Annotated in this window: 6 protein-coding genes; 3 read left to right on the forward strand and 3 right to left on the reverse strand. The window is 63.7% G+C overall.

Features of this window, described 5'->3' with window-relative positions; translation table 11 throughout:
* Positions 1–3 precede the first annotated feature (3 nt).
* From glgB to C3F42_RS06090, 3 genes are read right to left on the reverse strand one after another with little or no spacing between them, the layout of a single operon-like run.
* Complete coding sequence (gene glgB / locus C3F42_RS06080; RefSeq protein WP_094010501.1) at positions 4–2,214, reverse strand: 1,4-alpha-glucan branching protein GlgB; 2,211 nt, start codon at positions 2,212–2,214, stop codon at positions 4–6.
* Positions 2,215–5,532, reverse strand: a complete 3,318-nt coding sequence (gene treS, locus C3F42_RS06085; protein ID WP_104444181.1) for a maltose alpha-D-glucosyltransferase — start codon at positions 5,530–5,532, stop codon at positions 2,215–2,217.
* Positions 5,533–5,580: 48 nt separating this feature from the next.
* Positions 5,581–7,599, reverse strand: coding sequence for an alpha-1,4-glucan--maltose-1-phosphate maltosyltransferase (locus C3F42_RS06090; protein ID WP_094010503.1), 2,019 nt, complete (start codon positions 7,597–7,599; stop codon positions 5,581–5,583).
* A 138-nt stretch (positions 7,600–7,737) separates the two neighbouring features.
* Between C3F42_RS06090 and C3F42_RS29595 the strand changes: the two genes are divergently transcribed.
* The 3 genes from C3F42_RS29595 (at position 7,738) to C3F42_RS29795 (ending at position 10,950) form a co-directional block, all read left to right on the forward strand.
* A complete protein-coding gene (locus C3F42_RS29595; RefSeq protein ID WP_167388392.1) occupies positions 7,738–7,899 on the forward strand; it encodes a hypothetical protein in 162 nt (53 codons plus the stop codon).
* Positions 7,900–8,060: 161 nt separating this feature from the next.
* Entirely contained in the window at positions 8,061–8,327 is a 267-nt protein-coding gene (locus C3F42_RS06095; RefSeq protein WP_094010504.1) for an acyl carrier protein, read from the forward strand.
* 97 nt (positions 8,328–8,424) lie between these two features.
* Positions 8,425–10,950, forward strand: a complete 2,526-nt coding sequence (locus tag C3F42_RS29795; RefSeq protein WP_104444182.1) for a hypothetical protein — start codon at positions 8,425–8,427, stop codon at positions 10,948–10,950.
* Positions 10,951–12,235: the final 1,285 nt, after the last annotated feature.

A 12,235-nucleotide genomic window follows, 5' to 3' on the forward strand; every position in this document is an offset into this window, starting at 1 on the left:
GCCTCAGGCCGGTTTCATCACCAATACCCCCAGCGGCGGCAGGTTCAGCGCCAGCGACAATGGCTGGCCATGGCTGGCGACCTCATCGGCGACCACCGCCCCGAGATTGCCCACGTTCGACCCTGCATACAGTTCGGCATCGCTGTTGAGCAGTTCCACCCAGTGCTCGCCGAACGGCACGCCGATGCGGTAGCCCTCGCGCGGCACCGGGGTGAAGTTGGCCACCACCAGCAACGGTTCGCCCTGGCTGCTCCAGCGCAACCAGGCATACACGCTGTTGTGCGCATCGTCGCCGATCAGCCACTGGAAGCCCTGGGGCTGGCAGTCCTGCTCGTGCAGCGCGGGCAGGTCGCGGTACAGGCGGTTGAGGTCGGCCACCAGCTTCTGCACGCCCTGATGCTCGGGATACTGCAGCAGGTACCAGTCCAGTTGCTGGTCGTGGTTCCATTCGCGCCACTGACCGAACTCGCAGCCCATGAACAGCAGCTTCTTACCTGGATGCATCCACATGAAAGCCAGGTAGGCGCGCAGGTTGGCGAACTTCTGCCAGCGGTCGCCGGGCATCTTGTCAATCAGCGAATGTTTGCCATGCACCACTTCGTCGTGGGAGATCGGCAGGATGAAATGCTCGGAGTAGGCATAGATCAGCCCGAAGCTCATCTCGTTGTGGTGGTAGGTGCGGTGGATTGGGTCGTTCTGGATGTAATGCAGGGTGTCATGCATCCAGCCCATGTTCCACTTGTAGGCAAAGCCCAGCCCGCCCTGCTGCACCGGCTGGCTGACCCCAGGCCAGGCGGTGGACTCCTCGGCGATGATCAGCGCGCCCGGCGCCTCATGGGCGGCGACGCTGTTGAGGTGGCGGACGAAGTCGATGGCCTCGAGGTTCTCGCGCCCGCCATGGCGGTTGGGCACCCATTCGCCGGCCTTGCGCGAATAGTCGCGGTAAAGCATCGAAGCCACCGCGTCCACGCGCAGGCCATCAATGTGGAAGTGCTTGAGCCAGTGCAGCGCCGAGGCCAGCATGAAACCGCGCACCTCGTTGCGCCCGAGGTTGTAGATCAGCGTGTTCCAGTCCTGGTGGAAACCTTCCAACGGGTTGTCGTATTCGTACAAGGCGGTGCCGTCGAAGCGCGCCAGGCCATGCTCGTCGGTGGGGAAATGCGCCGGCACCCAGTCGAGGATCACGCCGATGCCGCCCTGGTGGCAGGCGTCGATGAAGAAGGCGAAGTCCTCGGCGCTGCCGTAGCGCGAGGTCGGGGCGAACAGCGACAGCGGCTGGTAGCCCCAGGAGCCGCCGAAGGGGTGCTCCATGATCGGCATCAGCTCGATATGGGTAAAGCCCAGTTCCTGCACGTAAGGCACCAGGCGCTCGGCCAGTTCACGCCAGTTGTAGTAGCGCGCGACCTCGCCGGCGTCGTCCAGCTCGCAGCGCCAGGAGCCGGCGTGCAGCTCGTAGATCGACAGCGGCGCGCTGTAGGCGTGGCGCTGGGCCCTGTGTTCCAGCCACTGGCCATCGCGCCATTCGTGGGCCAGGGCGCCGGCCACCTTGGAGGCGGTGCTCGGCGGCAGTTCGGTCGCGCGGGCCAGGGGGTCGGCCTTGAGGGGCAGCACGCCGTCCTGGCCGAGCACTTCGAACTTGTAGGTCTCGCCCACGCCGAGGCGCGGCACGAACAGCTCCCACACCCCGGCGCCATGGCGCAGGCGCATGGGGTGGCGACGACCATCCCAGTTGTTGAATTCGCCCACCACCGACACCCGTCGGGCATTCGGCGCCCAAACCGAGAAGCACACCCCGGCAACCCCATCCACTTCGGTCGGCTGGGCGCCGAAACGCCCGGACAGGTCGCGGTGGTTGCCCTCGGCGAACAGGTACATGTCCATCTCGCCCAACTGCGGGCCGAAGCTGTAGGGGTCCTCGGTGACCTGCTCGCCGCCGGCCCAGCCGATCTGCAGCAGATACGGGCCAGCCTGGTCCAGGTGCGCGGTGAACAGGCCGGGCACGCCACCCTGGCGCATCTCGGCGAGTACCCGGCCGTCGTCGCGGGCCAGCACGCGCACGCTCAGGGCACTGGGCAGGAAGGCCCGGATGAACTGGCCGCCCGCACCATCGGGGTGCGGGCCGAGTACGGCGAACGGGTCGGCGTGCTCGGCGCGGGCCAGGGCATCGAGGTCCCGTTGCCGAAGGCCGCCGTTGTCACGCGTGGTTGCATTCATCTATGACTCTCCCCAGGTACTGATCAATCCATGCAGGCCATGCAAAGGCACGGCCAGCCAACTTGGCCGGTTCTCGGCTTCATAGGTAATTTCGTAGGCGGCCTTCTCCAGGCAAAACAGCTCCAGCGCGGCGCGCTCGCCCTCGGCCTGCTGCCAGGCGTGGGGCATGGCGGCGGTGGCCAACCCGTAGGCTTCGACGAAGGCATGGCGCGACTGGTGCAGGTACTGCCGGGCGACCCGCTGCCGGGCCTGGCGCGCCGCCTCGGAGAGGTCTACCGCCGAGGCGCTGCGCAGGATCATCGCAGCAGCATAGTCGAAGGATCGCAGCACACCGCTGACATCCTTGTACGGGCTGTGTTTGGCCCGGCGTTCGTCCAGCGGCCGCGCCGGCTCGCCCTCGAAATCGATCAGGTAGGCGTCGCCCTGTACCACCAGTACCTGGCCCAGGTGCAGGTCGCCGTGCACCCGCATCAGCAGCCCGCCCTGGGCTTGGCGCGCGAGATTGTCGACATGCTGTTGCAGCCCTTCGCGCTGTTGCTGCAGGTCGTCGACCAGAGCCTGGCTGTCACTGTCGAGGGTGTCACGGTGTTGGGCGAGCAGGTCGAGGGCATGGCTCAGCTCGGCACTGATCTGGCGGCTCCAACGCTCGCTGTCGCGGGCGTCGCTCGGGCGTGAACGGAACGCTTCGTCGTCGCTCGGCGCGGCCAGCAGCAGGTGCATCTCGCCCAGGCGCTGGCCGAGCAAGGCGGCAAAACCGGTCAGCTCGGCCAGGGCATCGGTGTGCGCCTCCTGCTCAGTGCTGGCGGGTTCCATCTGGTCGCGGATCGCCCGTTCCAGGGTGTTCTGCGTCCAGTCCCAGGCATCGCCCTGGTTGCTCAGGTAGCCTTGGGCGATCATCAGCAGGTGCGACTGCTCGCTGTCGTCCACGCGACTGACCCAGGCCAGCAACGGTGAGATATTGGCAAAGCCGGCGGCGGTCAGGTAGGCGCTCATCTCCAGCTCCGGGTGAATACCCGGATTGACCCGGCGAATCAATTTGAGCACCAGGCTGCCGCCCACCACTACCGAGCTGTTGGACTGCTCGGCGCTCAGGTAGCGCACCTCGCTCTGCTCATCGAGCTGCAGCGCGGCCAACTGCTCGGTGCTGTGGAAGCGCAACTCGCCCAGGCCATCGCCACAGGCCAGCCGCAGGCCGTCCTGGCAGCCCTGGAGCACGGCGCGAATGAAGGGTTCGAGCACGAAGGCATCGGTGATCAGCCCCACCTGGCGGCCACGGCGTACCCGCGACAGCGCCAGCTGCTGCGGCAGCGCGGCATTGATCTGCTCCTCCGGCAACAGGCCGAAGGGCAGCTGGTAGTGGGTGACCACGCCTTCGCTGTGCACCTCCAGCTCGCCAAGCAGCACCGGCAACGCCGAGGTGGCCATGCGCACGCCATAGCGCAGGCGGACTTGGTCGATCGGCCCTTCCTTGCCGGCGAACCAGCGCCGCTTGGGCAGATACTGCGGCAGGATAGCGGTCTGCAATGCCTCGCGCGCCGGTGACTCGAGCAGTTCTTCCATGCGCTTGCGCAGCACCAGGGTGGTCAGCTCGGGCAGCCCCTCGCTGGGCTGGATATGCCAGCTGGGCATGCGGTCGTGGCTGGCCAGCAGGAACCAGTAGAAGCCATAGGGCGGCAACGTCAGCAGGAACGGCAGCTGGCCGATGGGCGGGAAGGCGCTGCCGCCTAGCATCTCCACCGGCACCTTGTCGGCATACTGCGACAGCTCCAGCTCGGCGGCCTGGGCGGCCCGCGAGACGTTGGCCACGCACAGCACGATCTCGACGTTGCCCTCGGCATCGGTGTATTCGCGGATATAGGCCAGCACCCGCCGGTTGCTCGGCGTGAGCATCTTCAGGCTGCCGCGACCGAAGGCCTTCTGCTGCTTGCGCACCGCCAGCAGCCGCCGGTTCCAGTTGAGCAGCGAATGCGGGTCGTGGGCCTGGGCCTCGACGTTGATCGTCTGGTAGCCGTACAGCGGATCCATGATCGGCGGCAGCACCAGGCGCTGCGGGTCGGCGCGGGAAAAGCCTCCATTGCGGTCCGGCGACCACTGCATGGGAGTGCGCACGCCATCGCGGTCACCCAGGTAGATGTTGTCGCCCATGCCCAGTTCGTCACCGTAGTACAGCGTCGGCGTGCCGGGCATCGACAGCAGCAGGCTGGTGAGCAGCTCGATACGCCGCCGGTCGCGTTGCAGCAGCGGCGCCAGGCGCCGGCGAATCCCCAGGTTGATGCGGGCGCGGCGGTCCTCGGCGTAGTAGTTCCACAGGTAGTCGCGCTCGCGGTCGGTGACCATCTCCAGGGTCAGTTCATCATGGTTGCGCAGGAAGATCGCCCACTGGCAGTTGGCCGGGATCTCCGGGGTCTGGCGCAGGATGTCGGTGATCGGGAAGCGGTCTTCCATGGCCAGGGCCATGTACATGCGCGGCATCAGCGGGAAGTGGAAGGCCATGTGGCATTCGTCGCCATCGCCCTCGCCGAAGTACGGGCGGGTGTCCTCGGGCCACTGGTTGGCCTCGGCCAAGAGCATGCGGTCGGGGTAGTTGGCGTCGATTTCGGCGCGGATCGCCTTGAGCACCACATGGGTCTCGGGGAGATTCTCGTTGTTGGTGCCGTCGCGCTCGATCAGGTAGGGGATGGCGTCCAGGCGCAGGCCGTCAACGCCGATATCGAGCCAGAAGCGCATCACCCCGATCACCGCCTTGAGCACCTGCGGGTTGTCGAAGTTGAGGTCCGGCTGGTGCGAGTAGAAGCGGTGCCAGAAGTACTGGCCGGCCACCGGGTCCCAGGTCCAGTTGGACTTCTCGGTATCGAGGAAGATGATCCGCGTGCCGTCGTACTTCTGGTCATCGTCCGACCACACGTAGAAGTCCCGGGCCTTGCTGCCGGGCTTGGCATGCCGGGCGCGCTGGAACCAGGGGTGCTGGTCGGAGGTGTGGTTGATGACCAGCTCGGTGATCACCCGCAGGCCGCGCTTGTGCGCCTCGGCGATGAAGCGCCTGGCGTCGGCCATGCTGCCGTAGTCCGGGTGCACGGCCTTGTACTCGGCAATGTCGTATCCGTCGTCGCGCCGTGGCGAGGGGTAGAACGGCAGCAACCAGAGGGTGTTGACGCCCAGTTCGGCGATATAGTCGAGCTTGCCGATCAAGCCCGCGAAATCGCCGATGCCGTCGTTGTTCGCATCGAAGAACGATTTCACGTGCAGTTGGTAGATCACCGCGTCCTTGTACCACAGCGGATCGTCGATGAAGGCTGCCGGGCGGGAACGCTTGGCCATTGGGGACTCCTTTGTGTCCGAGGGTTCAGCTTGAAGCCCATCGCGGGGCTAGCGCGATTTCTCGATGCGCCAGATACCGAACGGCTGGTGCCACGGCTCGATGCGCATCCATTGGGTCTTGCCATGCCAGGTCCAGCGCTGGCCGTTCATCAGGTCCTCGCCTTGCGTATCGGCGCTGTCGTCCAGCCCCAGCTCCCATAGCGGCAACTCGAAGCTGGCCTCCTGGGCGTTGTGCGGGTCGAGGCTGATGGCAACGAGGATGAAGTTGTCGCGCTCGGGGGTGCGCTTGGCGAAGTACAGAATGTTGTCGTTCCAGCAATTGAGGAACACCACCCCCAGATGGGTCTGCAGGGCGCGGTTCTGCCGACGGATGCGGTTGAGCTGGGCGATCTCGGCAACGATGTTGCCGGGCTGGGTGAAGTCCCGGGGGCGGATCTCGTATTTCTCCGAGTCCAGGTACTCCTCCTTGCCCGGCAGCGGCGTGCCCTCGCACAGTTCGAAGCCCGAGTACATGCCCCACAATCCCGAACCCATGGTCGCCAGCGCAGCGCGGATCAGGAAGCCCGCTCGCCCGGACGTCTGCAGGAAGAAGGGGTTGATGTCCGGAGTGTTGACGAAGAAATTGGGTCGATAGCACTGGCTCCACGGCGGCTGGTTGAGCTCCTCGAAGTATTCGCGCAGCTCTTGCTTGGTATTGCGCCAGGTGAAGTAGGTATAGCTCTGCGCGTAGCCGACCTTGCCCAGGCGCGCCATCATCGCCGGGCGTGTGAAGGCTTCGGCGAGGAAGATCACCTCGGGGTGCTGGCTGCGCACATTGGCGATCAGCCATTGCCAGAACGGCAGCGGCTTGGTGTGCGGGTTGTCGACGCGGAACGTCTTCACCCCCTCCTCGACCCAGCCGACAACCACGTCGCGCAGCGCCAGCCAAAGGCTGGGCACCGCCTCGGGGGCATAGAAGTCGACGTTGACGATGTCCTGGTATTTCTTCGGTGGGTTTTCCGCGTAGCGGATGGTGCCGTCAGGGCGCCAGCTGAACCAGCCGGGGTGCTCCTGCAGCCAGGGATGGTCCTGGGAGCACTGGATGGCGAAGTCCAGGGCGATTTCCAGGCCGTGCTCGGCGGCGGCGGCGACCAGGCGGCGGAAGTCCTCGCGGCTGCCCAGCTGCGGGTGGATGGCATCGTGCCCACCTTCGGGGCTGCCGATGGCATAAGGGCTGCCGGGGTCGCCGGGGTCGGCCTGCAAGGCGTTGTTGCGGCCCTTGCGGTGCTTCATGCCGATGGGGTGGATCGGCGGGAAATACAGCACGTCGAAGCCCATGTCGCGGATCATCGGCAAGCGCTGGTGCACATCATCGAAGGTACCGTGGCGCTCGGGGTCGTCGGTGACCGAGCGCGGGAACAGCTCATACCAGCTGGCGAACTGGGCCGCCTCGCGGTCGACGTCCAGCGGGAATTCGCGGCTGCGGGTGAGGTAGCTGCGATGTTCCGCCTCCCCCATCAGGCGTGCGGCGTCGGGGTGCAGCAACAATTTCACCTGTTCATCCACCGGCAAGCCAGGCAAGCGCTGTTGCAACTGCGCCAGTTGCTCGCGCAGCAGGCCGTCGCTGCGTTCGATGCCCTTGCCCAGCAGCAGGCGGCCCTCCTCCAGCTCCAGCTTCACCTCCACGCCGGCGGCATACTTCTTCTCCAGGTCGTGGCAATAGGTGGCCCAGGGGTCGATCCAGGCCTCGATGCTGAACAGGTGCAGGCCCAGCTCGGCAGGCGTGAAGTCGGCCAGCCACAGGTCGTTGCCCGGCGAATGCATGGCCACGCAGTGCCAGCGCCGGCTGTGGGCCTGGCGCCAGTGCAGGGTCACGGCCAGGCGATCGTGACCGTCGGTGTAGACCTTGGCGCCCACTTCGACCTTGTGACCGCGCACGGCCTTGGCGGCGAAGGTGCCGCCGTCGAGCACCGGGCTTGCGTCCTCGATCACGATACGCGGCGCCAGCAGGGCCTGGGACAGGCTGATGGCCTGGTCCGGGTGATCACCTGCCATCGGCACGCTTTCGAACGGCTCGTTACCAGACATCGACCTTGCTCCCTGGGCTGGTGGCGGTAAGGGTTCAGAGCCGTGCGCAAGCGCGAGGGTTCAAAAAAAATGAGCGCAGGGCGCAGGCCCGGGTCAAAGCCTGCGACACCCCTTCATTCATCACGCGAGGCCAGGCCCATGAACATTCCCATTCCACCGGAGACACCCGACCCGAACATCGACGACCCGACCTTGCCGCCGCCGGTGCCCGAGGAGGACCCGGACGAGCTGCCGATCAAGCCGACCGTGCCGCCAACCGTAGGCGACCCGCCGAGCCAGGAGCCGCCGGTGAAAGCTTGAGGATAGACAAGGCCGCGGAAATCTGACCACCTGGGCCGGCCCTGTCGCGGGGCCGGCACTGACAGCACAAAGCTGACGAAACCGCACCTGGCATTTCTACCAGTAGCACCTGCCCGCAAAGCCACGTACAGAGAGGCCTCACCCTCTGACGATCCTCTGGCATGCGCTCACGCCTCTACATCGCCTTCCACCTGCAATGGCTCCTCGCCTGCTTCCTGGAACAGAGCCTGCACAACATCCGCCCCGGCGCCGCCCTGGACGAACTGGGCGCCGACAGCTTCGACGTGGTCGAACTGCAGGCTATCGTCGAAGAGACGTTCAACATCCTCATTCCCCAGCCAATTCGCACCTACACCACCTTTGCCGAGCTGGTGGAGCTGGTGTACCGCTTGCTGCCGCCCCAGGGCAAAGCCCCATCGACCAGCTGAATTGCTCCTGCCGTACCTGGCATTTCTGCCAGTTGTGGGCGCTGACGGCACATTTTAAAAAGTAACTTCAAGACCCTTACGCATGGAGCAAAACGCAATGGCTGCCAAATCTTCCGTTGACCTCAAGCCAGCCGCGGATACCAACACCTTCCCGGTGCCCTACCAGATCAGCAACCAACCAGATGGTAGCCTGCCCGACATGCAGGACTTCGGCCTGGAGCGGGTGGGCAGCGTCGAAGGCGGATGGTACAGCCTGTGCCCGATCAAGGCCGGTCGTGCCCTGACCAAGGGCGAAACCATCAGCGCGTGCCTGGTGCACCGTCGCACCGGCGAACTGACTCGGGTCGACTACACAGCGACAGCCGACAAGCTGGACGCTACAAAGTGGCTCGCAGACTTCGCCGAACAGGTCGCCAAAGCCGGCAAGCCGATCACTGCGGGGGGCTGGAGCGACGATAATGAGTTTTCCAGCAGCCACGAGGCGCCGCGCCTGTGGTGCCAGGCCGACTACCGAGCGTTCAGCACTGCGCCGTTCAGCAGCAACATCGTCCAGGTGCTGGCCTGTGACGACAGTTTCTCGCTGGCCAAGGGCAAGACCCTGAGCCTGCAAGTGCGCGACCTCAAGACCCAGGCGCTGCACGAACAGCACTTCTTCACCGCCAAAGAGGACAGCGGCTGGAGCAAGGCCCTGTGCAAGCAGATCAACACTGGCAGCCACCTGTTGCGGGCTGGCGTGCTGGACGCGGCAACCTGCGCCGTGACACCCGGCGACAAAGGCAATGCCTTCTGGGGGCCGCAGCACGCCGAGCTGTGCGTGACCATCACCGAGGTAGACTGGTGGGCCAGCGATACGCTCGACGGCACCGCAGTACCCAGTGGCGGCACATTGCATGCCTGGGTCTACGACGCGTTCTCCCAGCGCCTGCTCGGGCACCATGCCTGGACCCCGGCCAAGGCGCAGCGAGCCAGTGGCAAATGGCTGGAGCCTTGGTCCACAGCGCTGGCAGGATCTGACGTTGCCCCCTACCTGCGCATCGATACCACCACGGCGTTGCTCGAACAGCGCGGCGACGGCCTGCGCATCTTCGCCACGCTGCCGGGTGATGAGCACACGGTCGAAGGCCCACTGCTGAAGACCGCCTTCAAGGCACCGGAAGATGCCGTACTGGTGACCGTGCGGCATCCCGGCAACCAGGCGTTGCTGCACCATGCGCTGTTCAGGCCTCAGGACTGCAAGACAGTCCCCAATGACCAGGCAACCTGGGTGAAGGCTTTGGCCGACTTCATCGAAGCGCAAAAATGGCCGCAGCTGAATGTCAAGGATGGCAAGCAGCTGTGGCTGCCACGGCATGCAGAACTGGCAATTGCGCTGGCAAACGTTGGCGACGGTCACGGCTGGAACGGCGATACCTATGGGCTCGAACTGCTGAGCGCCGATGAGTGGCCACGGACCGCTGCAGCCGAGCCGGGGAAGCTGGACACCTATTCTGAACCAGGCGTGACGAGGCTGATGGTCGAGTCGCTGGGCACAGAACTGGCGTTTCGCCTGAATAAAGCTGCACGCGACAAAGGCTACCGGGTGATGGCATGTGTGCCGTGGCAGAACGAGTTGGACCTCAGAGATGCCTACAATAGCTGGGCTGCTGCGACAGTCGCGGCGGGTGGCACCCTCGACGTACCATTCGCCGAACTCACGACCTTGGAGGGCACCGCCAAAATTGCCATGGCCGCTTGGCAGTATCTCGACACCACGAGTTATAAGAGCGAAGACACCATTGGCTGGGTAAGGGCAATCTGCTTCGCTGCACACCTCGATATCAAACGGGCTGCTCTCAAAGCCGCCTATGCGGCAAGCGACGCTGGCACCGCCGAAATCTACTGGAAAGATTTTGACGAAGAGATCTATGAATCCATTTACCTAAGTGCCCTCCATAAAGTTCTAGTGCCGCTCTACCCTATGCGAACACTCGATTACGACTTGAAATCTATTGAGCCTATCGCTATTGAAAATGCCAATTCTATCAAGCGCCTAGCCGACTTCTCCTTCTCAATTTCTTCCTGGGATAAGGTTTTTGATCTCGCTAAAACACAGGACGCCGTCATAACGGCCGTAGACAAGACACTCAAGGTAGCTTGCAGACTCGCTGCGACTTTCATTGAAAAATATGATCCCAATGCCGACTTCCTTGCCCTTGTTGATAGCTACACCGAAATCTTTAGAGAAATCTCTACTAAAGGATTAATGGAGGAGTTGATGAAATCAAAGGCCGCCGTCAGGCGAGCGGTCCTTGATGTATCTGGCGGGCACCCGGATGTATTAAATATGGTCGAGGATGAGGATGACTGCACGCTCGTCGAAACCATTAAACTCTTATCCTTAATTAGTATTGCTCAACGTACCCCCCCTACCAGTCTGGCCGTTGTCTGTCACTGCCGACACGATCATCTGGCAAGGGCCGCTGGCCAACCAGGGATACGATATTTACCTGGATTTCCCGCAGTCCGAGCGTGGCCAGAAGGCTTTGACCGTTGGCCATATCGGTACCTTGCACGCCACCGGGTTTTGGCACGCTCCAGAGGCTGTTACCTTCGAACCACCGAAGAAGCTCAAGAAGTGGGATGAAATCAGTTTCCTCTGCGAGGACTACAGCCAAACCAACCGCTCCGAACTGTTCGACACCACAGGCCACAGCGAAGCGGGTGTGGACCCGCGCACGGGCCTGTTCCACGCCCATTACCCGGTGGCCAGCCTGCAGGGCCTGCAAGGCCAAGGGCCAGCGTGCGACCTGACCTTGCACTATTCGGCACTGCGCGCCAACGAGGCCGGGTTGGGAGATGGCTGGGCCTGGCGCTTTTCCAGCGTGCAGGTACGCGACAGGCTGCTGACCTTGGCCGATGGCAATCAGGTCAAGTTCACCGACGCACAATGGGACGACCTGGGTAAAGGCGAGGCGCTCAAGCTGGCCTCATGCGTGGTGCGCAGCAACAAGAATCACAGCGAATTCACGCTTGACCTGCCCAGCGGCCGCCAGGAAACCCTGAAGGCGCCTGCAGCCGAAGGCAGCGACGACGAGGAGCCGAACAAAGAGTTTCATGACCTGGTCGTCAAGACGTTGAAAGCCATTCGGGACAAATCCAAACCTGACTTCCCGGCAAAACCGACGAATTGGCAGCAGTGGCTACTGATGTGCGTGCCCTGGTTCTATTATGCGACAGCAGCCATCGATTACGACGAGGCAGTCAAAGCGTGGGAGGGGGACGACAACATCAAGGAACTTAAAAAGCGCATCGCCGACTACGAAAAGCCCTTCGTGCTGCTGCTGCCCTCGACCCTCGAATCGCCCTATGGTGAACAGTTGACACTGGAGTGGAAGCGCCAGAAAGGTCAGTTCCTGCTGTTGGCGATCAACAGTGGCGATGAAGCCTTGTTCAAGGCCGAGTACGTCACGCCTCAGGAGAAAAAGGCCTCGCAGGTGAAGATGCAGGTCTGGCCGGACAGCGAGGCCGAGAAATACGAGGTGAACCTGGACCTCCAAGGTTATCTATTGCGCACCCTCAAACGCCTGCAGAATGGCAAGGTGCTGCAGCAGGTTGACTGTGATTACGATGACGACCTGGCCTTGGACCGAGTGCTGTGCGGCCTGCGAGAGCTGGATGGATCGGTCGAATGCGTGAAGTACCAAGCTGCCACGCAGGACAACGGCCGCCCTGGCCTGCCCCGCGTCAATCTGCACACCCTGCTGCCAGGGGATGGGCATGAGAACCAGGTGACGACCTACCGCTACGATGGGGAATTTCTGGAAACCGACCAGCGGATCGTCAGCGTCGAGTACGAATCCGGCGCGCATGGGGCCCGGGAGAAGCATCTGCTGGTGCACGGTCGTGTCAAGCACGATAAGCGTGTCGAG

The sequence above is a fragment of the Pseudomonas sp. PONIH3 genome (genome assembly GCF_002934345.1).
In the GTDB taxonomy this organism is placed as follows: domain Bacteria; phylum Pseudomonadota; class Gammaproteobacteria; order Pseudomonadales; family Pseudomonadaceae; genus Aquipseudomonas; species Aquipseudomonas soli.

Bases quoted from the DNA above. Each gene is read 5' to 3' on its own strand.
- treS (WP_104444181.1), bottom strand. From the start codon at position 5,532: ATGGCCAAGCGTTCCCGCCCGGCAGCCTTCATCGACGATCCGCTGTGG.
- C3F42_RS29795 (WP_104444182.1), top strand. From the start codon at position 8,425: ATGGCTGCCAAATCTTCCGTTGACCTCAAGCCAGCCGCGGATACCAAC.
- C3F42_RS29595 (WP_167388392.1), top strand. From the start codon at position 7,738: ATGAACATTCCCATTCCACCGGAGACACCCGACCCGAACATCGACGAC.
- glgB (WP_094010501.1), bottom strand. From the start codon at position 2,214: ATGAATGCAACCACGCGTGACAACGGCGGCCTTCGGCAACGGGACCTC.
- C3F42_RS06090 (WP_094010503.1), bottom strand. From the start codon at position 7,599: ATGTCTGGTAACGAGCCGTTCGAAAGCGTGCCGATGGCAGGTGATCAC.
- C3F42_RS06095 (WP_094010504.1), top strand. From the start codon at position 8,061: ATGCGCTCACGCCTCTACATCGCCTTCCACCTGCAATGGCTCCTCGCC.